This window comes from Anaerococcus lactolyticus ATCC 51172, from assembly GCF_000156575.1.
GTDB lineage: Bacteria > Bacillota > Clostridia > Tissierellales > Peptoniphilaceae > Anaerococcus > Anaerococcus lactolyticus.
Genome location: NZ_GG666046.1, coordinates 39,478 through 65,488, shown reverse-complemented (window position 1 = coordinate 65,488; position 26,011 = coordinate 39,478). Strand labels below are relative to the sequence as shown.

Annotated in this window: 21 protein-coding genes; 1 reads left to right on the top strand and 20 read right to left on the bottom strand. The window is 38.9% G+C overall.

The genetic code is table 11. The features are described 5' to 3' along the window. From HMPREF0072_RS04910 to HMPREF0072_RS04820, 18 genes are all read right to left on the bottom strand, one after another. A partial coding sequence (locus tag HMPREF0072_RS04910) for a reverse transcriptase domain-containing protein (protein ID WP_004827858.1) occupies positions 1-373 on the bottom strand: 373 nt, incomplete at its 3' end. Between the two features lie 474 nt (positions 374-847). Next, positions 848-2,113: a uracil permease gene (gene uraA, locus HMPREF0072_RS04905; protein WP_039931198.1), complete on the bottom strand. Its 1,266-nt coding sequence runs from the start codon at positions 2,111-2,113 to the stop codon at positions 848-850. 145 nt (positions 2,114-2,258) lie between these two features. Continuing rightward, entirely contained in the window at positions 2,259-3,338 is a 1,080-nt protein-coding gene (locus tag HMPREF0072_RS11070) for a transglutaminase domain-containing protein (protein ID WP_004827855.1), read from the bottom strand. 56 nt (positions 3,339-3,394) lie between these two features. Beyond that, complete coding sequence (locus HMPREF0072_RS04895; protein WP_004827852.1) at positions 3,395-3,928, bottom strand: hypothetical protein; 534 nt, start codon at positions 3,926-3,928, stop codon at positions 3,395-3,397. A gap of 1 nt (position 3,929) precedes the next feature. Then, positions 3,930-4,949 carry a hypothetical protein gene (locus HMPREF0072_RS04890; RefSeq protein WP_004827850.1) on the bottom strand — a complete coding sequence of 340 codons (1,020 nt, stop codon included), beginning with the start codon at positions 4,947-4,949 and terminating at the stop codon, positions 3,930-3,932. Positions 4,950-5,051: 102 nt separating this feature from the next. After that, positions 5,052-5,513: a hypothetical protein gene (locus HMPREF0072_RS04885; RefSeq protein WP_004827848.1), complete on the bottom strand. Its 462-nt coding sequence runs from the start codon at positions 5,511-5,513 to the stop codon at positions 5,052-5,054. Beyond that, positions 5,510-8,458 (bottom strand): hypothetical protein, encoded by a 2,949-nt coding sequence (locus tag HMPREF0072_RS04880; protein ID WP_004827847.1) that lies wholly within the window; start codon positions 8,456-8,458, stop codon positions 5,510-5,512. Before HMPREF0072_RS04880 ends, HMPREF0072_RS04885 begins: the two co-directional genes overlap by 4 nt. 84 nt (positions 8,459-8,542) lie before the next feature. Continuing rightward, positions 8,543-9,331 carry a hypothetical protein gene (locus tag HMPREF0072_RS04875; protein WP_155811872.1) on the bottom strand — a complete coding sequence of 263 codons (789 nt, stop codon included), beginning with the start codon at positions 9,329-9,331 and terminating at the stop codon, positions 8,543-8,545. Between the two features lie 1,238 nt (positions 9,332-10,569). After that, positions 10,570-11,808 carry a hypothetical protein gene (locus HMPREF0072_RS04870; RefSeq protein WP_004827842.1) on the bottom strand — a complete coding sequence of 413 codons (1,239 nt, stop codon included), beginning with the start codon at positions 11,806-11,808 and terminating at the stop codon, positions 10,570-10,572. Positions 11,809-13,340: 1,532 nt separating this feature from the next. Then, positions 13,341-13,838, bottom strand: coding sequence for a hypothetical protein (locus tag HMPREF0072_RS04860; protein ID WP_050755265.1), 498 nt, complete (start codon positions 13,836-13,838; stop codon positions 13,341-13,343). 145 nt (positions 13,839-13,983) lie between these two features. Next, positions 13,984-14,487: a sigma-70 family RNA polymerase sigma factor gene (locus tag HMPREF0072_RS04855; protein WP_004827836.1), complete on the bottom strand. Its 504-nt coding sequence runs from the start codon at positions 14,485-14,487 to the stop codon at positions 13,984-13,986. 1,170 nt (positions 14,488-15,657) lie between these two features. After that, positions 15,658-16,530, bottom strand: a complete 873-nt coding sequence (locus tag HMPREF0072_RS04850) for an undecaprenyl-diphosphate phosphatase (protein WP_004827833.1) — start codon at positions 16,528-16,530, stop codon at positions 15,658-15,660. Next, positions 16,527-17,339: a tRNA 2-thiocytidine(32) synthetase TtcA gene (locus tag HMPREF0072_RS04845; RefSeq protein ID WP_004827831.1), complete on the bottom strand. Its 813-nt coding sequence runs from the start codon at positions 17,337-17,339 to the stop codon at positions 16,527-16,529. Before HMPREF0072_RS04845 ends, HMPREF0072_RS04850 begins: the two co-directional genes overlap by 4 nt. Continuing rightward, a complete protein-coding gene (locus HMPREF0072_RS04840; RefSeq protein ID WP_004827829.1) occupies positions 17,336-18,127 on the bottom strand; it encodes an MBL fold metallo-hydrolase in 792 nt (263 codons plus the stop codon). The genes HMPREF0072_RS04845 and HMPREF0072_RS04840 overlap by 4 nt, the downstream gene beginning before the upstream one ends. Then, a complete protein-coding gene (locus HMPREF0072_RS04835) occupies positions 18,120-18,935 on the bottom strand; it encodes a Cof-type HAD-IIB family hydrolase (protein ID WP_004827828.1) in 816 nt (271 codons plus the stop codon). The genes HMPREF0072_RS04840 and HMPREF0072_RS04835 overlap by 8 nt, the downstream gene beginning before the upstream one ends. Positions 18,936-19,375: 440 nt before the next feature. Further along, a complete protein-coding gene (locus HMPREF0072_RS04830; protein ID WP_004827825.1) occupies positions 19,376-20,530 on the bottom strand; it encodes an NAD(P)-dependent malic enzyme in 1,155 nt (384 codons plus the stop codon). A gap of 130 nt (positions 20,531-20,660) precedes the next feature. Beyond that, on the bottom strand, positions 20,661-21,755 hold the full coding sequence (locus HMPREF0072_RS04825; protein WP_004827822.1) for a DUF5808 domain-containing protein: 1,095 nt from the start codon (positions 21,753-21,755) through the stop codon (positions 20,661-20,663). Continuing rightward, positions 21,748-22,125 (bottom strand): GntR family transcriptional regulator, encoded by a 378-nt coding sequence (locus tag HMPREF0072_RS04820; RefSeq protein ID WP_004827820.1) that lies wholly within the window; start codon positions 22,123-22,125, stop codon positions 21,748-21,750. Before HMPREF0072_RS04820 ends, HMPREF0072_RS04825 begins: the two co-directional genes overlap by 8 nt. 151 nt (positions 22,126-22,276) lie before the next feature. On the opposite strand from HMPREF0072_RS04820, the gene HMPREF0072_RS04815 reads away from it, so the two are divergent. Beyond that, entirely contained in the window at positions 22,277-23,197 is a 921-nt protein-coding gene (locus HMPREF0072_RS04815) for a lactate/malate family dehydrogenase (RefSeq protein ID WP_004827818.1), read from the top strand. A gap of 791 nt (positions 23,198-23,988) precedes the next feature. Here HMPREF0072_RS04815 and groL read toward each other — a convergent pair. Both groL and HMPREF0072_RS04805 read right to left on the bottom strand, forming a co-directional pair. Continuing rightward, entirely contained in the window at positions 23,989-25,605 is a 1,617-nt protein-coding gene (gene groL, locus HMPREF0072_RS04810) for a chaperonin GroEL (RefSeq protein ID WP_004827815.1), read from the bottom strand. A gap of 10 nt (positions 25,606-25,615) precedes the next feature. Further along, entirely contained in the window at positions 25,616-25,900 is a 285-nt protein-coding gene (locus tag HMPREF0072_RS04805) for a co-chaperone GroES (RefSeq protein WP_004827814.1), read from the bottom strand. Positions 25,901-26,011 lie beyond the last annotated feature (111 nt).

Below are 26,011 nucleotides of genomic sequence, written 5' to 3'. Positions count from 1 at the left end.
TTTTGTCTAGCATGATGTTGCTTAGTAGTTGTGATAGGTTTCCACCCTGTGGGGTTCCTATTTCACTTTTTTCGTATGCGCCTTTGTTCATTATTCCCGCTTTTAGGTATTTTCTGATTAGTGATTCTGTATCTGGTGCTTTGATATGTTCATGGACTATGCTCATTAGTTTATCTTGTGGCACTTTGTCGAAGAATTTTTCTAGGTCTATGTCTACTACCCATTCGAATCTATCATTTAAGTATTCTAGGCTTTTGGTTATTGCCATTTGACAGTTTCTTCCTGGTCTGAAGCCATAGCTTGCTTCGGAAAATCTTTTGTCTATTATCGGGGTTAGTACTTGTACGATTGCTTGTTGGATTATTCTGTCCATTACTGCTAGTGAGACCTCACGGGATAAGCTCTAATACTTTCATCGTTTACTTGCAGAATTTACACCTTGGGCTTACGGTTACCTTTTGGGTCTTTGCTATCTACTGCTAGCTTGCCCACCTGTTACGCCTTGTATTCTGTTCCTGTTCGTCAAGCCACGATTTCGCTATTACTTCTTCTCTCCTAGATGTCACCATCTAAAACTTGCAAGTCGCTATTAGATTCGTCGGTAACTACGCTCTGTAGGGATTTTTACCCCAGCATTAGAACACGCCCGTCATACAGCAAAAAGCCCCCTGCTGTGGGGACTCAGACAATCGATAAAGTCCTATATTCACGTCATTCTGACGAACGAAGTGAGGAAGAATCCCATAAATTTAGGATTTGAATAACTGTTATTTGTTTTTTAATTGATAAAACAACCAAATGATTTATCAACAACAAAAGTCCCCTGCTGTGGGGACTTTGCTTATTTTTACTCGTTTGTAAGTTTCAATTTCTTTAAGATTGTCATAAAGGCTGATAGGATTACTGCTACTACAGATGCTAATACCATGCCTTGAAGTTCTATTGAGCCAAATTGAATTTTTAAGCCTGATAGACCGGCTATAAAGATTATTGAAGTTAAAACCAAGTTCATTGATTTTGAGTAGTCAACTTTTTCATCTACTAGGAGTCTAATACCACTGGTACCAATCATTCCGTATAGAAGGAAGGTTACTCCGCCGATGACGTTGCCTGGGATGGTTGAAATGAAGGCTGCTAGTGGGCCAAAAAATGCCATTATAATTGATACAACTGCAGCTCCACCTATTACTTGGACTGAGTAAACGCCAGTAATTGCCATTACACCGATATTTTCGCCGTAGGTTGTGGTTGGTACACCTCCCACAAGACCTGAAAGGGCTGTAGAAAAGTTGTCTGCAAAGATTGACCTGTGAAGACCTGGGTCTTTTAGAAGGTCACGACCTACTATATTAGATGTTACTACCTGGTGGGAAATGTGTTCGCTTGTGATTACCAAAAGCACTGGGAGCATAGCAAGGATGGCATTTACGCTAAATTTTGCCATGTGGAAGTTTGGCATAGTGAAAAGTTGTGCTTCAACAACTGGAGTAAAGTCTACCATGTTAAAGCATATAGCAGCAATGTAACCTACTATGATTGCGATTAAAATTGGGATGGTTGAGAAAAATCCCTTAAAGGCAACAGATCCGATAATAGCTGTAAAAAGTGTGATGCCAAATACTATAAAATCCTTGGCTTGAGCAGTGTCTGTCATTAGGTTGGCGCCGATTGCCCCACCTGTGACAGTATTGCCTGCAAGTTCGAAACCGATTAGGGCTACAACTGCACCCATGGCAGCAGGAGGTAGGACTACATTAATCCAATCTATACCAAACTTGTAGATGATGTATGCCATGACACAACCCAAAATTCCGACCACAACAAAGGCACCTTGCGCATATTCAAATCCTTGCTTTGCAATGATAGCAGTTCCTGGTGCCAAAAATGCAAATGAAGAACCCAAATAAGCTGGTGCCTTGCCTTTGGTTATTAAGATGAATAATAAGGTGCCTATCCCGTTCATTAAAAGAACAATGCCTGGATTAATTTGAAATAAAATAGGGACTAAAACTGATGCACCAAACATTGCAAAAGTGTGTTGCAAAGATAGGGGCAATAAAAGTTTCGCTGGGACCTTATCATCGATATGATAGATTTTCTTTTCTTTGTTCATAAAAATTCCTTTCTTTTTTTCCTCAAATCTCCTATATGATACCATCAAAGTTTTTCTTGTCAAAATAAATTATCAAAAAAATCTCGCCACTAAAAAACTCCCTTTTTAACCACCTTCGCAGTGGAAAAAAGAGAGTATATTTTTATCACCTTACATAGTATTTTCCGTCGATTTCCTCAATCTTTGTATTTTTTGGGCTAGTTGGGAAATTTGTCGGAGCTTGTGGGCGAGTTTTGTTTTCATTTATAGTTCTTGATTTTTTGATTTCTGCATCGGATTTTAGGAAATAATCGTAGATGACAAAGTCCTCGATATTTTCAATATCCCTATCGCTAAAGTTTATTATTGGGTCATCCCAAGTGGTGTCGATATGATACCAACCACCCATGACCTTTACCATATTCCACATGTGGTCTTCGCCATTTTTTAGGGACTTGCCAGTTAGAAATCTTGTCTTTAGACCTGCTTGCTTTGCCATTAGGTCAAAAAGAGTCGCATAGGCATTGCAAACACCACCATTACCAAAAATTATTGATGCTGGATGGTAGATTGATACTCCACCACTTTCTTCGTTACGATCTCCCTTGTTGTAGAAATTTTTCTTTACAATAAAGTCGTGGATGGCCTTCACCTTGGCGTATTCTGTGTATGATGGGTCAATATTTTCAGCCACCCAGTTTTTCACAAAATTGGTAGTCGAATATTCCATATCTATGTCCACCCTGTATCTAACATCAAAATTCGCCTTTTCTATATAGGTCTTATCCCCAACAGACTTAGCAGGATTATAAGTTGTATCTATCCTTGCTGACCCATACTGGCCATAGAAGAAATAATCATCTTCCTTGCACACATCAAGAAAAAGCTCAGAAATTTTTTCATTAGTGATAGCCTTTCCTATATCCACACTAAAATATGTGTCCCTGTTTTGAAGGTGTGGTCTAATCTGGTTTCTAATCCTTATATTATCCTTGAAAATCTCTTGCAACTTTTCGATTCTCTGTATAGTTTTTTCGTTCTTATCAATTAATTTTTCTAGCTTCGCACGCTTTTTTTGGGAAACTCCCTTATCATTAAGGTGTTTTCTTGCCCTAGCTAGGCTTTCCTTTTGTTTGTTTGTATCTATAGCTATTATCTTTTCTTCAAGCTCCTGGCTTACAGCATGGCTCGTTTTTGGGACCATGAAAAATACCAGAGCAAGAATCAATAAGATTTTCTTTTTCATTTTGCACCTCATTTAAAAGGACTTTTGTGGTTTTGCCCACAAGAGTCCCCCTTTTTTTATACTCTTTGTAAAACTGCTTCTGTTTTTTCTATCAAGGCTTCGGATTTTTTAATCAAGTTAATTAACTTGCCCTTAACCCCAGCCACAGAATTTGGTGCGTTTTGTAGTAAGAATTTTGCCGATCTAACACTTACCTTATTTTGCTCTACAGCTTCCTTAAGTCTTATGATCTTCACAGCCCTGTCAACATCACGCCAGATAGCTGACTTGGCATCATTGATTTTGCTTGTTGCCACAGCAAGCTCTGTAAAAGATGCAGTATCGCCCTTTTGGAGCACAGCCTTGCCATCCATGACAGCCTTTTGATAGGCCATCTTTGTATTGCTAGAAGCATAGTTATTGTATGCCTCAGTGCTAATAACATTTATACTATCTGCAACAGCAAAAGAAAGATTTTCCTTTTGAGTCTTGTACTTCGCCTCTTCGCTTGTCTCTGCCGCATAAACTTCGCTAACCTTAGTCTGGGCCAGACCCAAAAAGGCGAAGTTACAAAGCAAGAGCAAAACACCTAATTTTTTGAATATTTTCATATTATCCCTTGATTCCTTTTAGTTTGGCAAGGACTGCTTCAGATTTTTCAATAACACTCTTTGCGTTTTTAATTAAGTTTATTAGCTTACCCTTAACAGGAGCTACTTGTTTTGGAGCTATTTCTAGTAGGGTTTCACCAGATTTCACTGCAATTTTGTTATTATCTACAGCTGTTTGAAGTTTTTCTATATATTTTTCTAATTCTTCATTCTTAACTTTCACTTCAACAAGTGCTTCTCTCGCAGACTTAAGAGTTGCAGCAATTTGCTTATATTCAGCTTCAGTTTTGATATTTGACTTATCTTCCACACTTGTTTCTGCAAGTTTTAGGGCAGATAAGAAAGTATCAAAGCTCTTCTTTGTATATTTTTCAGAATTTTTTCTAAATGGTTCTGAAAGATCTATCTCGTCCTTAACAACTTTTTTTCTCTCATTTAGATAGGCATTTTCTATAGCTGCTCTCTTCTCTTTTAATTCCTTAGTATAATATTCTGATAAAACAGTATTGTATGTTTCATAATAGTAGTAACGATAAGCCTTGTTATAAGCATCTAAGTAAGCATCTTTTTGTTTTTGTGTTGCATACAAATATGATGAAGATGTTGTAAAGTCAGTATGTTTATCAAGCAAGTCCTTCAAGTCAGTAATTGAAGATTTTTTGCCATCTAAAGCCTTCATAGCTTCTTTTAAATATTGTGTAGCCCTAGTTAGCTTATCTTTTTCAGAGCTTAGGCTTGAATATTCTGGAGCTTGTTTGTAAGCGTCTTCTGCATATTTAAACCAAACATTAAAACTATCTTTGACAGATGTGCTTGCATTAATATATCTGTCTTTATTTTTAATCTCCTTTGCATCGCTTATTGTCTTATAAAGTTCTCTTCTTGATTCAAGATAAGATGATTCATAAAGATAATCAGAGTAAAAAGTATCAGTTGCAAATGATTTTTTAACACTTGGAGCAAAAACTGCAGATGCTAGTGCCATTGCCAAGATTGCCTTTGTTAAATTATTTTTTTTCATATTAAAACCTCTCTGTTTTTAATTCTTTCTTATAATATACCCTTTTTGAGCTATTATAAAACATGCAAAAAAGGGCTTGCCCCAGCAAGCCACATTTCATAATTATTTCTTGTAAGCTTCTAGAGCTTTTTCAGATCTTTCGATTATGTCGTTTGATTTTTCTACAAGTTCTTTAAGCTTAGCCTTGTATTCTTCGCTAAGTGATTCTGGAGTTTCCTCTAAAAGAATTTCTGCAGCCCTTGCTTGAACCCTATTATTGAAAACTGCATCTTCAAGTTGTTCTACAACTGTATTGCCATCTTCTGTTTCAGCTTCGCTAGACTTATCTTCGCTAGACTTATCTTCGCTAGATTTATCTTCGCTATCATCCTTTTTATCTTCTTTTTCTGTAGAACCAGTATTTTCTGCGTCTTCTGCGCCTTCTTTTTTGGTAGTTTCTTCGTTAGTGCTTTCCTCTACCTTTGTATCATCGCTATTCTTAAGCTTGTTTTTTAGGCTATCGCAACCTGTAAGTGTAGCTGCAATTAGGATAGCAGCAATGATTTGTTTATTAGTTATTTTCATTTCTTATCTCCTTTTTTTGATGTTAATTTTAATATTATAGCAGCCACGACAAGAACCGCCGCAACTTTAGCTATTCCATTTATACCCGTTTTTACAATAGATCCTGCATTTCTTGCTGTAGAAACAGGACGAGTTGAAGTTTGGACTTGGTTGGTTGGTGTAAGAGTAGTAGTTGCAGCGAACTTTGGATTAATAAGGTCGTCAAGCTCCTTTTCCACTCTCAAAGCATCATCCATAGTAGCCTTAGGATCAGATAAGGCATTAATCTTTGCCGCAATCGCCTTTCTAGCCTCAACACTAGCTATCTTTAGCTGGTTTTTCTTAAATCTTGCGGCTAGGTCATTGATTAATTTATCAAACTTATCCCCATCTAGGGCATTTTTTGCCTTTAACAATTTTTGATAAACAGCCTTCACTTCGGCTTCTTTTGGATTTTTATTATCAGCAATTAAATCCTTCGCCTCTTTCAAGGCAAGATCATAAGCATCCCTAAGGGCCTTTTGAGCCTTGGTATATTTAAAACTACCCTCTTTTAATTTTTTATCTTCATTAATAAGATTTGTCAACTCTATTAGAAGCTTATCCCTAACCTTGTTAGGATTTTTTTCAAGTTCTATTTTTTTGATGAAAGCCTTGATAGAATCATCATTCATCACCTCATCAAGGGCTCTAAAAATCTCATCCTCATCGCCACCCTTATGAGCAAGGTCAAGGGCAGCTTCAAGCCTCTTCCTAAGAGCTTGGTTCAATGATTTATAATCCTTATGATTTTTAATCTCCTCAAGGGTCCTAGTATATTCAAAAATCAAATAGGCCTTCTGGCTGATTTTATCCTCAATGAAATCCCTAGACTTAGAAAGAGATTCTAAAATAGCCTCAGCCTCTTTGCTATCAAGCTTACCAGCCTCACTAAGTTTCTTTGCCCTTTCTAAATCAGCCTTATACTTCTCAGCTGCATATTTCAAATACTTATCACTACCTGTAGCAGCAGCCTTAAAGGCAAGGCTATCCATGAAATCATCCGAATCCAAAATCGCATCAGTCAATTTTCTTGCCTGGCTAGATAATTTGCCCTCAATCTCCCTTCTCGCTGCATCTAATTTTTTATACAACAAGTCGAGCTTGTTAGCATCTGGACTTGTCTTATCCAATTCTTCCTTGCTATCTCTAATTAGCGACCTATAATTTAAAATAGCATCAACATCTTTGGCATCCAAAGACCTGTCAGCTTCCTTATATTTTTCTGTATCTACAAAATTGCTATCGTCATCAACCAATTTTTTAAGTCTGCTGGTCAAAAACTCAGCCAGCTTATCCCTAGCATCCTTAAAATTTTCATAAGCCTTGGTCAAATCGGAAAGACTCATATTCTTATCCTTAGCGGCCTTGGCAGCAGCCTCCCTCGCCTTGGTATAGGCATTCTTGGCATCTTTTCCATCCTTGCCATAGATTTGGTCAATCCTTATGCCCTCAGTCGACTTAAGCAAATCTTCAATAAGCTTTTTGATCAAAGCCTTATCATCAGCCCTTTCAAACTTAGCCAAAGCTTTCTCTAACTTATTGATAGCATCACTAAGCTTATCATCATCAACAAAAACTTCGCCCATGCCATACTTTGTTTTGAGATATTCAGCCTCATTAATAGCATCTTCCAAGGCTTTTTTATCAGCAGGCTTGCCTTCCTTCTTGTAGCTATCAGTGTCCTTAAGGACCTTAGCCAATGAAAGCAACTTATCAAGCTTTTCTATCTTTTCTTTTTTCTTATCCTCAGGGCGAACCTCAACTTCCCCCTTTGATTTTTTGATTTGCTCAACTAACTTATCAAGCTCTGCCTCTAGGTCTTGGTAGTCTTTGCTACTTCTCTTAAGATTATTTTTGTAATTTTGAATATAAATATCTGCCAAGGCAAGCTTTTCTTTATAAGCACTGCTCAACTTATCGTCTTTGAGCTTTTCCAATAACTTTTCGCTGTTAGCTAGGTGGGCCTTAAACTTAGCCATTATTTCATCGACATCTGGATTTGTCTTTGTCACACTTAGGTCCAAATCTTTGTCTTCAATAGCTTTTCTTGCCCTAGCTACAGTTTTAACAAGTTCTACAGTCTTGTAATAATTATCTTTGTTGATTTCAGTCAAATCCTTGATTTTATCAAAGGCAGTAGTATAAGCAGTTATCGCTTCCTTACTTGCTAATTTATATCTTGCCGAATTTTTAAAATCTTCATTGCTATCTACCAATTTTTTAATATCATTGGCGAGATTTTTAAATTTTTCTTCGCTTATTTCTTCATTTTCATTGTTTATTTCAGCGTCTAATTTCTTGACTTCCTCATCAGTTGGATGATAATTTTCATACTTAAAATTTTGGTGTGTCTTCGCATCCTCAAGTAAGCCTAAGATTTCATTAGTAGACTTTTCTAATTCCTCGCCATCAAGCTTAGCTAATTGGTCGTCTTTTAGCTTAGCCTTAGAATCTTTTATTATTTTATCAATTTTTTCAAATTCTTCTTTAGATTCTTCTGTAGTATTTTTATCTACATTATCCCTTAATACCTTTTCAGCATTGAGGATTTTAGCCTTAAAGTTATACAAATTTGATTGAGAACTTTTTATGAGATTTTGACTTGCATCATGTAATTTCTCAGAAATATCCTTTAAGTCCGAATCAGAGACCGAATTTTTGCCAATATATTCCTTTGCCAAGTCAACAACTTTATATATCTCATCTTTGTATTCTTTGCTGGCTAGACGATATAGGTTTGTATTCTTATATTTTTCATAATCTGCAATACTAGCCTTAATGCGATCAGAAGGTGATATAACTTTGCTATAATCACTTTCATCTGCCCTAGCCTCGCTCACCATGGACCCACTTCCTACTTGGCCCGACACTGGGCTTAGGATTAGGCCTAGGGTCAGAAGGCTTGCAATTAATTTTTTGTTCATAAATCTCTCCCCACAGGCATAGCCTGTTAGTGTAATTATAATATATTTAGGGTGAAATGTCAATAAAGACCTAAATTTCAATACTTACAGCCCGTCAACGAACCTGCTCAAGGCTCGCTTGCTCCTTACTATCAAAGCCTCCTGGTCCACAAGCATCCTCTCAAGTTTGCCCCTCACCTTTGCAATAGTCTTTGGAGAATACTCCATCAACTGCCTACAAGACTTCACAGTAGTCTCAGACTCGCTAATAGCATCCTCAAGCTTCTTAATCACATCTGCGTACTTTTCTCTCTTGTAATACCTGCGCAAAGCCCTCGCCTTATCAAGCTTCTCCTTGCGTTTTGTCATCTGGCCATACAAAGAATCAGTCACCTTGCTAAGATCAGGCAAAAGCACCAAATCAGAAATAGCATTCACATACTCCCTCAAAAGCGAATCATACACAGCCTTATCCTTACCCTTCTTCATCACAAAATGCTTCTTAAGATATAAGTAAAGATCGTTGGCATTATTCTTACGGATATTAAAACCATCAAGCTTGGCACCATTAGCAAAATAAACACCCAACATAGGCTGCTCCAAAGAAGGAGTCACATTATCCACAAACTCATCAAGCTTAGAAGAAACCTTAAGCAAATTCTCCATAACAGCCTTATCATGAGGCACAAAATTGCCACGCTCATCAATATAAGCCTTAGAAGACTGGCTCGCCTTATCAAAAACCTCACCAAAACCCTTATACTCATACTCAAGCTTGTCAATTTCCTTATCAAGCTCCTTAATCCTAGCATCAACGCCAGCATCCGCCGCAAAAGCAAAAGAAGGAGCAATCAAAGAAAAACTTAAAACAAGAGAAAAAACCTTAAACTTCATAACCATAACAAATCCTTTCCGTTATACAATATAATCAACTATTTGTTAGTAATACTATACCATTTAGATTTTTTTATCCGAGATAAATTATCATCTTTTTTTGGTCTATCCGAGATAGAATATCTATCTTATAATTTTTTTCAGTCATCTACATAACTGCTCCGTTCAAAGGGGGAGCCCCAAGGGACCTTCCGCAGGGTCCCTCATCGGGCTCCCCCTTGCACCCCCTCACCGTTACACCCCCGAGCGGCCCCTTAGCGGGGTGCGAATAATGTAGCTTGCCTTTTCGGCAAGCTTCTTTTTTATGGAGAATGGCTTCGTATTAGTTGTTGTATATTCTAACTGATTTCTAATCGTCGGGTTGCTAAAAACTGATAACTCGCTTACGCTCAAACAATCAGTTTTCTTAACGCAACCCTTGATTAGAAATCTTTGCTCGACAAAGTGGAGATTTTTTCTCGAGGTTTCAGTGCAGCAAGGCTCGTTTGGCTTTCGCCAAACATTGCTAGATGAGTATTATGTTTTAGATTCAAGTATAACAAGATTCCTATACTATAATTATTTTATACACATTGCCAGAGGCTTCTCCACTTCGGTCGAAGCGAGGGGACGAGGTCTCTTAACTCCCACAGCACCATTCCGAGGAACATCGTGACGAGGAATCTCATAACTTAAGGATATTCATATACGAAGAAGTTTTTAATCTTAAGACCTTGTCTTTTAAAATCCCAAGCATCCGTTAAGAAAATTGCACTGACAGCTCTTTACAATTAGAAATGCAGTAACTACTGTGAACTAATATTCAAAAGCAAGTCAAAAGTCAGACTAGATTGCAATTTTTAGGAGGCTTGGGATTTTAAAAAGTCAGAAAAATACGTAAACAAAAACGAAGTCGCAAACCCTACAAAAAGAAGATTTCCGAAGGAAATCTTCCTGTTTCGCACTCCGCTAAGGAGCAGTCAGGGGTGTAGCGTAAGGGGGTCTTAGGGGGAACCAGTGAGGGGGCATCTGCCGCCCCCTTGGGTTCCCCCTATTAACGGAGGGGTCATGTAAATGACCTAGAACATTTTAAGATAAAATACATTTTAGAAAAAAAGAAAATAATTAAGTTTTAGTGGAATAAAAAAACCTCCCTTTATCAAAAGGAAGGTTTTTGTCAAGTGAGTACCCGGGTATTTTATTTTTTGGTTGGACCTAAGAGTGCACTCTTAATTTGGTCCTTCCTTTAGAGTCTGTGATTAGTCTCTTTTGCTTGCTGCGTATGCAACTGAAGCTGCTGCTAGGATACCAGCAACGCCTGCGATGCCAGCGATACCAGTTTTAGCGTTTTTGCCTGCTTTTCTAGCTGGTTTGTTTTCTTCTGGTTTCTTTTCTTCTGGTTTCTTTTCTTCTTCAACAGCTGGTTGTTCTTTTTCGTTTTCTTTGATTGTGTTGTTGATGTCAGAAGCTGATTCTTTGTTTTCTTTTGTAAGAGCTTCAAGATCTTCTACTTTTACATCATCTTCAGCAGCGTATGCTGTAGCGATGAAAGCCATTTTCTTTTCTACTTTTGCAAGAGCTGCTTCACCTTTTGTGATAGCTGCTTTAGCTTTAACGATTTGAGCTTCAAGTTTAGCTTTTACTTTAGCAACTGATTTTGGAGCGTTTTGAAGTAGGAATTCAGCTGATTTAACTGCTGCTTTGTTGTCATCGATAGATGCTTTAAGAGCTTTAACAGCTTCTGCTACTGATTTTTTAGCATCTGTTTTACCATCTTTAACAACGATTTTTGATCCTTCAATTGTAACAACTTTGTTTACAAGTTCTGCTGCTGTTTTTAAATCATCCATTGTATCTTTGAATTTTTTAGAAAGTACAGCTTCTTTATCAAGAGCTTCGCCGTATGCTTTGTATGCTAATCTTAATTCTTGGTTAGCATGATCAAGGTCAACGAAAGCTTGAGCTTTAGGACCTAATTTGTTTTTGTCAAGATCTGGAGCATTTTCAGCTTCTTTTCTCTTAGCTTCACCTAATTTTGTAAGAGCTTCATCTAATGCTTTTACTGCTTCATCATAAGCTTTTTTAGCTGTATCAACATCAGATTGTTGTTTTGTACCTTTTTTAAATCCATCTTGAGCATCAGCATAATCTTTTATTGCTTTTGCTGCTTTAGCTTTTAAGCCATTATCTCCATCAAGTTTAGCTTGAATGACATCAGATGTTTCTGATCCAGAACCTGGTTTATCTTCATCAAGGTCTTTGTATTTCTTTTCTGCTTTTTCTTGAGCTTTTTTAGCTGCTTCGTATCTTTCTTTAGCTGCTGCTGATTTCTTTCTAGCATCTTCTCTTTGTGCGAAGTATTTTTGAGCTTCTGCTAATCTTTCATTGTAGTTAACTTCTACTAATTTTGTTCCGTGTTCTGATGCTACTGCTGGAGCAACTGCACCAAGACCTAGAGCTAGTGCTAGAGCACCTGCTGCTAATTTATTCATTTTCATAATTATAATTCTCCTTTGAATTTCTTTGAAATTTGTTTTGTACTTAGTGTACTCACTTTACATTTATAATCTTACAATAGTTTCTCCACATTGTCAACACATTTATGCAATTTGTAAATATTTCTAAATTTTCAGCAAATATATCTACAATTTTTCTACACAATTCATTTCTCTTTCCACACCAGGTGTGGAGTCCTTTTGTGAAGGCCCCTGCCCCCTCCCTCACCATTTTTATTTTGTTTTGGGTGGGATTAAAAGTTTTTTTTAAATGGGATTTTGTAAGATTACACTTATTATACTATTACTTTTTTTCTTATCCAAGATAAGTTATTTTCTTTTTTTCAATCCGAGATTTAATGGTAGTAAAAACTTTGAAATTAAAGTTTTTACGGTTTTCAAAATTTCTCAAGGTGCAAAGCACCGCAGCAGAAATTTTTGAAAAACCTTATGTAATTTTTTACAAGCGATGCGACGAATAGGAGCATTGATTGTAAAAAGATTACGTTCCTTAGCCTTTCAATCCGAGATTGAATTATCTTTCTTTATAATATAAATATTTTTTTGATTTTTAAAAGTATTATTCTACTTACAGTTGAATCTCCGTAATCGGGAGGGACGCTAAGGGACCTTCCGTATGGTCCCTCAACGCTTCCCTCCCGAACCCTCCCTTTCCTTACACCCCCAGACGGCTCCTTAGCGGAGGGCGAATAAAGAAGCTTGCCTTTTCGGCAAGCTTTTTTGTGTAGAGAGAACATCCTTGTATTAGTTGGTGTAACTCCCCACTGATTTCTAATCTGCGAAGCCCTAAAAATCGCAAACTCGCTTCGCTCAGACAAGCGATTTTCTTAACGGGCTTCTTGATTAGAAATCTTTACCCGACAGAGTGGAGATTTTTTCTCGAGGTTTCAGTGCAGCAAGGCTCGTTTGGCTTTCGCCAAACATTGCTAAATGGGAGTTATTTTTTTGATTTAAGTGTTACTAGACACCTAAACCATATTTATTTTATAAAGGTGACAAGAGATTTCTCCACTCGCTTCGCTCGGTCGAAACGAGGGATCTCATAACTTAAGGTTATGTATGTACGGAGAATTAAAAACTTAAGACCTTGTATTTTTGTAAATGAAGGAGGCGTTAAAAAAATTTGATTGTTTGAGCGTTAGCGAGTTATCAAATTTTAGCCGACTGAATGTCAAAAAAGTTAGAAGCTAGTCCAACTTGAACGAAGGCACCTCTATATTAATAGTTTGCCGAAGGCAAACACATTGTCCCCCGAGAGGGGTCGCCCGGAGGGTGTAACGGAATGGGGGTGTAAGGGGGAAACAGATGAGGGAACGTGCGAAACGTTCCCTAGGGTTTCCCCCTTGGAACGAAGATTCAACTGTAAGTGGAATAATACTTTTATTTATAAAGAAACACTTATCATATAAAGATGGATTCAACTGTAAATAAAATAGTCATTATAGATATAAAATAATTATTTAATAATAAAGAAAAGATTGTTTCGTCTCGGACGAAATTAAAAAAAAGATATGTTATCTCGGATAACCCTCTTTTCGTAAATACGCCATAACATATCTCATGCTGGATTCTCTTTCTAGGGTTTTTACTAGGATTTCTTCTAGGTGGAGGGCTTTGGCTAGGTTTCGGTTTTGGATTAGGGATTTGTTGTTGCTTAGGGTCTGGATTTCTTCGCCTGAGACTAGGACTATGGTGGTGTCTTTGATTTTGCTGACGTATTTGACGTTGATAAAGGCTCGGTTGTTTTCTGCGAAGGGGGTGTTTCTGATTTTGAATGGGAAAAATACCTGGTTGGCGTCTATGACGTAGGGGATGTTACGGTAGATTTGGTAGGTCGCCTTGATTTTCTTGTCCATCTGCTTTTTGCTCTTGCCTTTTTCCTCGTAGAGGTTTTTTAGGAAGAGGGCCGGCGTTCTCTGATCCAAGATTGATTCGTCTTCCTTGTAGATGCGTGAATATATTCCCTTGCCCTTAACTTGTTCGGGCATGATTGCAATTATATCTGTGAACATACTTTCTCCTTTCATGTCTATTTGGACTTTTAATGTACTTGTATTGTACATCGAAAACAAAATCCTGGCAAGGGTTTTGAAGAAATTTTGCTAAAAGCCTTTTAGGCTTTTTGATCACAAGGCTAAAATATTTTTAGCAAAGACCTTATTCCATCATTTTTCTCAATTTTTTGAGTGCTAGAGAGTGTCTATTTCTCACAGTTTTTGATGAAAGGCCTATGAGCTCGGCGATTTTTTTGTCGGAGAGTCTTTCCCAATATTTCAATTTGATGATTACTACATCCTTCCTATCAAGCTTTTTAATATTAGCATACAAGTCCTTGTAGGCTTCTTTGGTGAAAAAATCATCCTCGATGTCATCATCGCTTATCAAATTATCCACGAGACTTTGTCCCTTCTCGGTCACTATGTCAAGGGAAGTAGGTCGAGGCTTCTTCGCCTTGTCCCAAAAATAGTAATTAAGCCTGTGCTTCAAATGGTTGCCAAAGGTGCCCTTATCCTCATCATAGGAGACAATCGCCTCTACTAAGACCATCTTAGCCTCATCAATAGCTTCTTCTCTCTCAAAAGCGTCAAATCTTCTAACAGTGGCAAGGATCAAAGGCATATAATCCCCCATAATCCTCTCTGCTTTGTTTATATTAATCATAAAAATATCCTCATTTCATAAAATTCATCTCGAGACTAAATCAATGATAATATAAAATTTTAAAAAAGTTTAATTGGCTAAAAGGGTCTTAATAATAAAAATTCCTTTCAATCCGAGATTGAATCATCCTTTCTTTTTGTTAATCCGAGATTAACTGTATCATCTATATTTTCTCAGTCATTTACATGACTGCTCCGTTCTAAGGGGGAAACCCTAGGGAACGTTTCGTCGCTCTCGGCCGCTAGGGCAGGCTGTTCCCTCATCTGTTTCCCCCTTACACCCCCGGCAAGCCCGTCGGCTCGTGGAGACTTACACCCTCCGGGCGACCGAAAACCCGTTTGCTTCGCAAACTTCTCCGTGCTCCCGCACTACGTTTTCGGCATAAAAGCCCCAAATCAAGGGGCTTTTATGTCCTCTCGGGGGATATTGTGTTTGCCTTCGGCAAACTATTAATATAGGGGTGCCTTCGTTCAAGTTGGACTAGCTTCTAACTTTTTTGACATTCAGTCGGCTAAAATTTGATAACTCGCTATCGCTCAAACAATCAAATTTCTTAACGCCTCCTTCATTTACAAAAATTTTTGGTCTTGTGTTTTTTTAACTCTTCGTATATACATATTTCTAAGTTATGAGATTCCTCGTCACGATGTTCCTCGGAATGACGCTGTGGTAGTTAAGAGACCTCGTCCCCTCGCTTCGACCGAAGTGGAGAAGCCTCTTGCCATGTATATAAAATAATTATCGTATAGGAGTCTTGTCACACTTAAATCAAAAAAATAACTCTCATCTAGCAATGTTTGGCAAAGCCAAACATTGCTGGATATAAATTTAAATTGACTTTAACTTTTTTATAATCTGATATGATATAATATAATTGTCTCCTAACAAAGGAGGTGATTTTAATGGAGATATTCCAATATCTTTTGGGAAATTTATTTTTCCCCTTACTGGTTGCGATTATAGTGATATATATCGAAAAATATTTAGAAAATGATTGCAAAGGTAAGTAAACAAAAAGACGGTAGCTGCAACTACCGTCTTTTTTGATTCTAATTGAGAATCTTCCAATATCTCTATCTTGGTTTGTCCAAGAGCTTTTTTTGAGGTGGCTTCTCTTGTTATCATTATATGTTTTTTTCCTTGTTTTACAAGTATTTTATTTTTTCTATATTATCTATTTATTAGTAAAAAATAAACAAACACAATTACTGCTAATATTATTCTATAAATCCCGAAGGGTATAAAATCGTGTTTTTTTACGTAGGCTAGGAATTGTTTGATTACTATGAAGGCTACTATGAATGATAGGATCATGCCTAGTAGGATTAGTGTCCATTCTGTTCCGGTGAAGTCTCCTAGGTTTTTTATTAGTTTTAGTAGGGTTGCTCCTAGCATGGTTGGGATGGCTAGGAAGAAGGAGAATTCTGCTGCGGCGGGTCTACTTAGGCCTAGGATCATGGCTCCTATGATGGTGGCGGCAGACCTTGATGTGCCTGGGACCATGGCTAGGCATTGGAAGAGGCCTATCATTATGATTGTGGTGTAGGGTACGTCTTTTAGGCTGTCGTATTTGATGGTTTTGTTTTTCTTTTCGATGAAAATTATGATGATACCCCAAAGTAGGAGCATGGCTGCTACTGTGATGGGGTTAAAGAGGTAGGCGTCGATTAGGTCATCGAAGAGGAGGCCTAGGACCATGGCTGGGAGGACACCTACTATGACTTTTAGCCACAAGTTGATGGTGGTTTTGTCTGGATGGGTGGCTAGGTAGTAGGCTTTGGATTGGGCGTTTAGGTCTTTGTATTTCTTTGGGAGTTCTTGTTTGGATTTTGCCCAAGGGTTTAGTTTTTCAAAGTAGATGACTACTACTGATAGGATGGCTCCTAGCTGGATGATGACGTTGAAGGCGTTGGAGAAGCCTTCTGGTTCGAGTTTTACAAATTGGTTGACTAGGATGAGGTGGCCGGTGGATGAGACTGGCAAAAATTCTGTGATGCCTTCTACTAGGGATAGGATTAGGACTTTGATTAGGTTGATTATCATTGAAATTCCTCCATGAATGTGTGGTGTTCACCTTTTATTTGATAGGCTAGGACCATGTCGCAGTTGACATTTTCCGAGCTGCGTAGTATTGACATTTCAACATTTGGGTTGTCTTTTTTTAGGTCTGCTATGAGGTCTTTGACTTTTTTTCTGGTGTGGGATTCGCTTGATTTGGTGACTGTGCAGGCACAGTCTAGTGCCTTTAGCTCTGCGAAGTCTCTCCACCTGATGATGTCTTCTTCTCTCAGATAGTAGAGGGGTCTTATGAGGAGCATGTCGTCAAAGTTTTGAGCAGTGAGTTTTGGCTTCATGGTTTTGTAGTTGCCGGCGTAGAGGACGTTTATCATGATGGTTTCGATGACGTCGTTTAGGTGGTGGCCTAGGGCTAGTTTATTGCAGCCGAGTTCTTTTGCCTTGGCATAGAGAAAGCCTCTTCTCATCCTCGCACAGAGGTAGCAAGGATTGCCCCCATCGGCAAGTGTTTCTGATATGTCAAAGACTCTTGAGTCGTAGATTTTACCTGGGATTTGTAGGTAGGCTAGGTTTTTCTTTAGGAGCTCTAGGTTTTCCTCATCATAGCCCGGATCCATTGAGAGGTATTCGACATCAAAGTCTACCGGTCCATGTTTGTGGAGCTCTTCTATGAGTTTGGCTAGGATTAGTGAATCTTTGCCTCCAGATATAGCGACTCCTACCCTATCGCCTTCTTCAATTAACTTAAATTCTTTGATGGCCTTGATGAAGGGAGACCAGATTTCTTTCCTGTATTTTTTTATGAGGGATTTTTCGATTTCTTTTATGTCTGTCATAGTATTACTTTCCTTGATGGTTCATATCTTTTGGATACTTCGAGTTTGATGTCCTTGTCTGTGTCAAGTCCCAAGCTTTTTAGGTAGGTCTCAACTGTGATTAAGGAGAGTGCCTCGGTGTTGTTGGTGGTGGATAAATGGGATAGGAAGACCGATTCTCCCCTGCCTTCGAGGGCGTCGCCTAAGATTTCTGCTGCCTGATCATTTGACAAGTGGCCCATCTTGCCCATGACTCTGAGTTTTAGGTTGTAGGGATAGGGACCCATTTTTAGGGCTTCGAGGTCGTGGTTGGCCTCTAGGTAGTAGATGTCAGAGCCTTGGATTTGGTAGGCAATTTTGTCGTCTATCATGCCTGTATCTGTGAGGAGGGTGATTTTCTTATTGCCCAAGTAAAGCACAAAACCTACCGGCTCATTGGCATCATGGTAGGTTGAAATGGGATAGATATCCATTGATTTGAAATTTAAAAACTCGTTGGATTTGAATTCTCCTATGAGCTCTTCGCTAAAATTTTTTGTTGTGGGAAGGATGGCCTTCCATGTGCCCCTGTTGGCAAAGAGTGGGATTTTAAATCTCTTGGCTAGGACTGCTGCTCCCTTGGCGTGGTCGGCGTGTTCGTGGGTTAAAAATATACCGTCAAGCTTAGTGGCAGATTCGCCTACACTTTCGAGGAGCCTTTCGATTTGCCTGCCAGAAAAGCCGGCGTCTACCAAGATTTTTGTCCCGTCGTGTTCGATAAAAACTGAATTTCCGGAAGATCCTGATGATAAAACTACAAACTTAGTCATTAAAGTAGTCTTTCAAAAAATTTGCGATTGATGGCTCGTCATTGGATCCTATGACATAATCAGCAGCTTCCTTGGTCATAGTCCTCGCATTGCCCATGGCTACGCCCACGCCTACAGCCTTGATGGATTTTAGGTCGTTGGCACCATCGCCGAAGTACATGATTTCTTCCATCTTTATGCTGAATAGGTCTGCCAGCTCCGATAGGGTCTCGGACTTGCCTGCCGACTTGTTCAAAATTTCTATTATGGTTTTTTCATTTCTCATGTACTTATAGGAGTCTTTGAATTCTTCCTTGTGTCGGTCTTCAAAGTCATTTAGGGTGTCAAAATCGCTGTCAAAGCTCACTCTGGCGAGATCGTCATGGATGTCGGCTAGGCTTTCGTACCTGAGCCATGGCATCTTCATTAGGCCCTGGTCATAGCGGAAGTGTTTGTTGGGGGTTTTGGCTTTGTTGTAGAGGATATCTCTAGTGTGGATGGTGAGGTCAATCTTGTCATTATCAAGTTTGGCTGCGATTTTCTCTACATCTGCTGGGCTGAGGGTCTTTTTGATGATGGCCTTGCCTGTGGCGTTTTGTCTGACAAAGGCACCTGTGCAGGTAATCGAATAATCATCAAAGTCCATAAGGCCCAGACCTTCTCTTATCCAATAAAATCCATTGAAATTCCTGCCTGTGCAGAGGACTATCTTGATGCCTCTTGCCTTAAGGTCGGTTATTATTTTTTTTGTTTCTTCTAGGACCCTGCCGTCTTTGGTGATTATGGTCCCGTCTATATCAAATGCTATTAATTTTATATCTTTTTTCATCATTACCACTTTCTTTTTCTTCTCTCAAACTCCTATTATTTTACTAGAATATAGGTGGGGATTCAATCGTTAAGGCAAGTAAAAAACCACCCCGGCTGAGGTGGTGGCTATAAGAAGGTAGCTCTTTTTTTATGCAAAAATTTATGGACTCTTGTTTATGAGGTTTCTCCTCCATTTGGTTGTCGTAAGGGCGAAGTTGTTCTCGCATTTATGAGGTTTCTCCTCCCTTTGGTTGTTGCAAGGGCGAAGTTGTTCTCGCATTTATGGGTTTTCTCCTACCTTTGGTTGTCGCAAGGGCGAAGTTATTCTCGCATTTATGAGGTTTCTCCTCCCTTTGGTCGTCGAAAGGGCGCGTAGGTTCGGTCGTCGAAAGGCGATGTGGGGTCGCTTGGGGTGGGTGGAGATTTTCCTAGCATATTTTCCTTGTTAGTTTTTATAACCTATTTGATTTCAGCCTTGACTGCTCTGGCAACAGCTTCTGCCACACCTGCTTCAAAGGCGCCCGGAATTACATAATCAGCTGATAATTTTTCCTCGCTTACAAGACCTGCTAGGGCCTTGGCTGCGGCAAGTTTCATGGAATCTGTGATTTCCTTGGCGTGAGCATCAAGAGCACCCCTAAAGATGCCCGGGAAGGCTAGGACGTTGTTGATTTGGTTTGGATAATCTGACCTGCCTGTGGCTACAACCTTGGCTCCTGCCTCTTTGGCAAGGGCTGGGTCTATCTCTGGGACTGGGTTTGCCATGGCAAAGACTATTGGGTCGGCTGCCATGTTTTTGATGTCATTTTCATCAATTACACCTGGGGCAGACACTCCGATAAAGACATCACAACCCTTGATGGCTTCCTTGAGGCTTCCAACGAGGTTGTCTTTGTTAGTAATCTTTGCAAGCTCGGCCTTGACTGGGTTTGAGCCTTCTAGGTGGGTCTTATTGATTGTGCCTTTGGAGTCACAAGCGATTATATTTTTCACTCCCAAATCCAAAAGGAGTTTAGTAATAGAATAGCCTGCTGCACCTGCACCTGAAATCAAAACCTTGATGTCTGCGACATTTTTATTTACGATTTTTAGGGCATTTATCAAAGCTGCCACTGTCACTATGGCTGTGCCATGTTGGTCGTCGTGGAACACTGGAATATCAAGGATTTCCTTAAGTTTATTTTCTATATAAACGCACCTAGGGGATGAAATATCCTCGAGATTTATACCTCCGAAAGTAGGGGCAATATTTTTAACAGTCTCGATAATTTCGTCAGCATCTTGGGTATCAAGGACAATTGGCACTGCATTTACATCGCCAAATTCTTTGAAAAGCACAGCCTTACCTTCCATAACTGGCAAGCCAGCCTTTGGCCCGATATTGCCAAGACCAAGGACAGCTGATCCGTCAGAGACAACTGCGATTGTGTTGGCCTTTGAGGTGTAGACATAGGCCTTCTTCTCGTCTTCGTGGATTTTCCTGCAAGGCTCTGCCACGCCAGGTGTGTAGGCGTAGGTTAGGTCTTCCGCATTTTCGACCTTCGCCTTCACTTCTGTGGCAACCTTGCCCTGCCATTGTTCGTGTTTTTTGAGTGCTATTTCGTAAACGTCCATAAATATTCCTCTCTTTATAAAATCCTTTTCATAGTCTAATTATAACATAGAAAGGTCAAAAATAATATCAAATTGTAAGGAGTTTCCAAAATTTCAAACAAAAACTCCCTTGCTATTGAAGGGAGCTTGTCTAGTTAAAAATAAACATAGAAACTATAGAAAATATGATTATAAGGGCTGTAAGAATCATAATAACTTTACCTGCGGGTCTTCCGATATTTATTGTATAGCCAACTCCAATTCTTTTTGGCACAAAAATTGCTGGGTCATCGGGATTATTGTAAAAACCAGCTCCCAAAATCCAATACTTGTCATCTTCCTCAAAGGAAAAGTCTTCCATCTTATCAAGTCTTGAACCGTCAGTGCCGACCTTGATGCCAAGGTATATCACGCCTCCGATTGACAATATGATTGTAATAATGGTTAGGATATATAAAGGAAGGTTAGTATTTTTTAGGGCTAGGAAATTAACTCCGACTTCAAAAAGTAAGGTCATGACAAAGGCATTTATGCCTATGTAATAGGTCCAAATCTTCTTGGCTTTTCTATTATTCGCCAAAGATTTTTCTGGATTTTCCTTTGAAATTCTTGGTCTAACCTTGATAACCATGAGGTTTATATAATAAAACATGGCAAGGCTAGCAAGGCTTATGAGACTTGGATAAAAGACATTAAGGTAGGTTTTATCACCCATCCTTGTGACCTTGCCCTCAAAATCAGTCTGCATAATGATTTGATTTCCAATTTTATCGTAATTTATAAACAAAAATAGGCTTACCAATATTATTAGTAAAAGGGATGCTCCGTAGAATATGGCCATTATTTTCCTTAAGTCTGCCTTGCCTTCATTGTTGTCGATAACGATGATTTTCCTCTTATCTTGGCTAAGTCCCTTGGTCATGTTTTTTAAATTCTTGTTATAAATAATAAGTGGTAGGGAAAGAAGACCTAGACTTATAAAAAAGAAAAGTGTCAAAAATCCCACTGATTTTGTGACATAAGACAAAAAATATTGACCAAGACCTAGGAAAATGGTCATTGTTAGGGCCATTATCTTATAATCTATTAAAATTTGCTTCATGGTTTCTGTCTCTGTCACATCTTTTGGGACTGATACTCCAAGTGTGTAGCCTTTTTTAGAAAAAGTCTGAACAAAGACCTGAATTATACCAACCAGTATAAGGACAAATGTATAATTTATTGCGATAAATCTTGCTTCAGTCATTTTTATTCTCCCATTTTTTATTGATATGATTTATAAAGTCTTCCTTCTTTAGACCCTTTAACTTGCAAATGGCAAGCAAGTAGTCTAGTTCGCCAGAAATTTTGTCGGCGTCAAAGTCCTTCATGGCGTTTTTTTCCTCGCTAATGAGGCTGCCGTACCTGCGATCCATAGTAAGAACCCCATCGGCTTCCAAAAGCTTGTAGGCCTTGTTGACAGTGTGGAGGTTGATTCCGATGTTTTCCGCCATCTCCCTCACAGAAGGTAGTTTGTCACCTGGATTTATTTGGCCATTGGCGAGGCCGATTATAATTCCCCTTCTGATTTGCTCATAGATTGGCAAGTCAGATTTAAAATCAATTTCTAAAAACATAAGTCCTCCTTTGTCCTATGCGTTATATATATTATATAACAGATAAAACGATTTGTAAAGAAGCTCGCGAATTTTTTTATAGAATCTTTTTATGAGGGGAGTTTATTAGGAATTTTTCATTTCTGAGTTATAATATTTTTGAGGTGAAAATATGAAATTAGGAATAATCGGTGCAGGAGCTGTTGGTTTTGCAGTTGGCTACACAGCCGCAAGAATGGGCATAGCTTCTGACATAAAATACAATGATATTATCGAAGAAAGGGCCAAGGCCCAAGCCATGGATATTGAGGATGCGTCAAGCTTTTACCCACACTATGTAAAAATGAGCTGGGGATCCTACAAGGATATGGCAGATAGGGACATAATCGTCACAGCCACAGGCAGTCTTGATGGCGTGCGTGACAGACTTGAAGAATACGAGATGTTCAAAGACGCCACAGAAGCCTATGTTAAGGAAATTGTAAAAGCAGGTTTTAAGGGCATCTTTATAGTTGTGGGCAATCCTTGCGACCTCATGGCAGACTTGGTCTACAGGGCAAGTGGTTTTCCAAAAGAAAGGGTCATCGGATCTGGTACTGCCCTTGATACTACAAGGCTTAATACCACCTTATGCAAGCTTTTAGAAATTGACCCAGCAGATGTGAGGGGAGTTGTACTTGGTGAACATGGCGAAAGCCAATTTGTTGCCTGGTCAAATATCTTTATCAACAACCTAACCTTTGAGGAATATCTAAAACAAAACCCAGCAAGCTTTTCAAGAGATGACGTGGAAAACCTCGTAAGAGAAAGGGCTTGGAGGGTAATAGACGGCAAGGGCCACACCCAATGTGGGATAGGAAACACAGTCTGCTCCATGATTGACGCCATAGTCAACGACAGAAAAAAAGTCATCCTTGTAGCCACCCTTATGGAAGGCATGTACGGTCTTGATGATATCTACCTATCCACCCCATGTGTCCTAGGCAAAGACGGCATGGAAAAGGCAATCGAGCTTAAACTAAATGAAGAAGAACTATCAAGACTAAAACATTCCGAAAAAGTTTTGAAGGCTAATAGGGAAAAATATAAGTAGGAATTACTAATGTTGAAAATCCACAGAAAGTGGGTATATTAATAGTAACCATGATGTCAAGTAACTGCATGGTGTTACCAACTAAAAAGACGAGCTTAGGGCTCGTCTTTTTGTGTGCTAGTTATCATCTTTATTTAATTTGCTCTCTAGCCACTTATACAAATAGTTACCAATTATTTGTATTACAACAGCAAAAATGATGTCAAGTAACAATCGCATGGTCTCACCTCCTCTCATGCTAATGAGAGCGATGATAACATGACTATTATACTCTTTTATTTTTATACTTAACACCCATTACAAAATTTCAATGCTATAGCTCAAAACCGACTAATGTTGAAAATTTAGAGGTAGTGGGTATATTGATAGTAACCATGAGTTCTAGAAAAAATTAGCATGGTCTCAACCTAAAAAAGACGGGCCTGCACGCTCGTCTTTTTTGTGTTTATGTTTAGAATTAAATATGATATAATACATATGTTATCGCATCCATTCTGGTAACAGAAGGGAGGTGTTTGCATGGAGATTATATTATCCTTCTTAATATCCGTCATGGCAGAAATTGTTGGTTACTACGTCTGCAAATGGCTAGACGGACGCAAAGGCGATAACTAGCCAAATATTAAAAACCAGGAGGTGCAACTCCTGGTTTTTTTGTGCCCACATGGGCTTATATTATCCTTCTTGGTTACAATCATTATACTAACAAGAAAGAACTTTTCAACAATTTTCTCTCTCGCTTCGCTGCGAACCATTCCATGGAGGGTCCTCAACGAGGCGGACAGCCTTGCTTAATACATTGGCATTTGTGGGGCTGGCATAGCTGGTTCTGCTTTTGGAATATCAGCTACTGCGGCTTCTGTTGTGAGTATCATGCCTGCTACGCTTACTGCGTTTTGGAGGGCTGATCTGGTTACCTTGGTTGGTTCTACGATTCCTGCTTCGAACATATTTACGAATTTGTTTTCATAGGCGTCGTAGCCTTCTTCTTTGCCAGAGTTTTTAACTTTTTCTACTATTACAGATCCGTCTAGGCCTGCGTTTTCTACTATTTGTCTTAGTGGTGCTTCTAGGGCTTTTTCTATGATTAGGGCGCCTGTTTTTTCGTCGCCAATCAATTTTTCTCTAAGTTCTTCTACCTTTTCGATTGCTCCTATTAGGACTACTCCACCACCTGCGACTATACCTTCTTCTACAGCTGCTCTGGTTGCTGATAGGGCATCTTCAATTCTGTATTTTTTCTCTTGCATTTCTGTTTCTGTGGCTGCACCTACGTTTATTACTGCTACACCACCTGCAAGTTTGGCTAGTCTTTCTTGAAGTTTTTCTTTTTCGTATTCGCTTTCTTCTTTGGCTACTTGGTTTCTGATATTTTCTACTCTTTCAGCAAGGGCTTCCTTGTCGCCTTTGCCTTCTACGATTGTTGTGTTGTCTTTGTCTACTTTTACTTTCTTAGCAGATCCTAGCATGTCGATTGTGGCTTCTTTTAGGTCCATGCCTAAATCTTCACTTATTACCTTACCACCTGTTAGGATGGCTATATCTTCAAGCATAGCCTTTCTTCTGTCACCATAGCCTGGTGCTTTTACTGCTACTACGTTGAAGGTGCCCCTTAATTTGTTTAGGATAAGGGTTGTGAGAGCTTCGCCATCTACATCGTCAGCTATGATTAGAAGTGGTCTTGATTCTTGAACGATTTGTTCAAGGAGTGGAAGGACTTCCTGGATGTTTGATATCTTTTTGTCTGTTAAAAGGATGTATGGGTCTGCAAGTTCTGCTATCATCTTTTCATTGTCTGTTGCCATGTAAGGTGATAGGTAGCCCCTGTCAAATTGCATACCTTCTACAAGATCAAGGTAGGTGCCAGTTGTCTTTGATTCTTCTACTGTTATAACTCCGTCATTTCCTACCTTTTCCATAGCATCAGCGATTAGCTTACCAATGGCGTGGTCTTGGGAAGAAATTGAACCTACGTTTTCTATAGCTTGTTTATCTTCAACTTCTTTTGAATTTTCCTTGATATAGTCAACTACTATGTCTGTAGCTTTTTTTAGTCCCTTGTTTAATACGATTGGGTTGGCACCTGCTGCAAGGTTCTTAAGACCTTCTTTGATGATTGAGTAGGCAAGGACTGTTGCTGTTGTTGTACCGTCTCCTGCTACGTCATTGGTTTTGGTTGCTACTTCTTTTACAAGTTGAGCTCCCATATTTTCAAACCTGTCTTCTAGTTCGATGTCATTTGCAATTGTAACACCGTCGTTTGTGATAGTTGGGGCACCATAAGCCTTATCTAAAACTACGTTTCTACCCTTTGGTCCTAGGGTAACCCTTACTGCATTTGCAAGTTTATCTATACCTCTTTCGAGACCTTCTCTAGCGTCTGTACCGAATTTAATATCTTTTGCCATTTTTTCCTCCTTAACCTTCTACTACTGCCAAGATGTCGTTGTACTTAACTACGATAAATTTTTCACCATCAAGTTTTACATCTGTGCCAGCGTATTGAGAATAAATAACCTTATCGCCAACTTTTAGCGAACCTTTTTTCTTTTCGTCATTTTCTATGTCAGTGCTTATAGCAACTACTTCTGCGTATTGTGGCTTTTCTTGAGCACTTTCTGGAAGAACTATTCCAGATGCTGTAGTTTTTTCTGCTTCAGCTTTTTTTATTACAATCCTGTCTCCGATTGGTTTTAAATTCATATTATTTCCTCCTATTGAAAATAAAATAATGATAGCTTTGGGTTGTGTTAGCAGTCATTATGTTTGAGTGCTAACTCCTAGTTATAATATACTAAGATGTTTTTTTATTTC

Excerpts from the sequence above, each read along its gene's own strand:
- uraA (WP_039931198.1), bottom strand. The coding sequence starts at position 2,113 with ATGAACAAAGAAAAGAAAATCTATCATATCGATGATAAGGTCCCAGCG.
- HMPREF0072_RS11070 (WP_004827855.1), bottom strand. The coding sequence starts at position 3,338 with ATGAAAAAGAAAATCTTATTGATTCTTGCTCTGGTATTTTTCATGGTC.
- HMPREF0072_RS04895 (WP_004827852.1), bottom strand. The coding sequence starts at position 3,928 with ATGAAAATATTCAAAAAATTAGGTGTTTTGCTCTTGCTTTGTAACTTC.
- HMPREF0072_RS04890 (WP_004827850.1), bottom strand. The coding sequence starts at position 4,949 with ATGAAAAAAAATAATTTAACAAAGGCAATCTTGGCAATGGCACTAGCA.
- HMPREF0072_RS04885 (WP_004827848.1), bottom strand. The coding sequence starts at position 5,513 with ATGAAAATAACTAATAAACAAATCATTGCTGCTATCCTAATTGCAGCT.
- HMPREF0072_RS04880 (WP_004827847.1), bottom strand. The coding sequence starts at position 8,458 with ATGAACAAAAAATTAATTGCAAGCCTTCTGACCCTAGGCCTAATCCTA.
- HMPREF0072_RS04875 (WP_155811872.1), bottom strand. The coding sequence starts at position 9,331 with ATGAAGTTTAAGGTTTTTTCTCTTGTTTTAAGTTTTTCTTTGATTGCT.
- HMPREF0072_RS04870 (WP_004827842.1), bottom strand. The coding sequence starts at position 11,808 with ATGAAAATGAATAAATTAGCAGCAGGTGCTCTAGCACTAGCTCTAGGT.
- HMPREF0072_RS04860 (WP_050755265.1), bottom strand. The coding sequence starts at position 13,838 with ATGTTCACAGATATAATTGCAATCATGCCCGAACAAGTTAAGGGCAAG.
- HMPREF0072_RS04855 (WP_004827836.1), bottom strand. The coding sequence starts at position 14,487 with ATGATTAATATAAACAAAGCAGAGAGGATTATGGGGGATTATATGCCT.
- HMPREF0072_RS04850 (WP_004827833.1), bottom strand. The coding sequence starts at position 16,530 with ATGATAATCAACCTAATCAAAGTCCTAATCCTATCCCTAGTAGAAGGC.
- HMPREF0072_RS04845 (WP_004827831.1), bottom strand. The coding sequence starts at position 17,339 with ATGACAGACATAAAAGAAATCGAAAAATCCCTCATAAAAAAATACAGG.
- HMPREF0072_RS04840 (WP_004827829.1), bottom strand. The coding sequence starts at position 18,127 with ATGACTAAGTTTGTAGTTTTATCATCAGGATCTTCCGGAAATTCAGTT.
- HMPREF0072_RS04835 (WP_004827828.1), bottom strand. The coding sequence starts at position 18,935 with ATGAAAAAAGATATAAAATTAATAGCATTTGATATAGACGGGACCATA.
- HMPREF0072_RS04830 (WP_004827825.1), bottom strand. The coding sequence starts at position 20,530 with ATGGACGTTTACGAAATAGCACTCAAAAAACACGAACAATGGCAGGGC.
- HMPREF0072_RS04825 (WP_004827822.1), bottom strand. The coding sequence starts at position 21,755 with ATGACTGAAGCAAGATTTATCGCAATAAATTATACATTTGTCCTTATA.
- HMPREF0072_RS04820 (WP_004827820.1), bottom strand. The coding sequence starts at position 22,125 with ATGTTTTTAGAAATTGATTTTAAATCTGACTTGCCAATCTATGAGCAA.
- HMPREF0072_RS04815 (WP_004827818.1), top strand. The coding sequence starts at position 22,277 with ATGAAATTAGGAATAATCGGTGCAGGAGCTGTTGGTTTTGCAGTTGGC.
- groL (WP_004827815.1), bottom strand. The coding sequence starts at position 25,605 with ATGGCAAAAGATATTAAATTCGGTACAGACGCTAGAGAAGGTCTCGAA.
- HMPREF0072_RS04805 (WP_004827814.1), bottom strand. The coding sequence starts at position 25,900 with ATGAATTTAAAACCAATCGGAGACAGGATTGTAATAAAAAAAGCTGAA.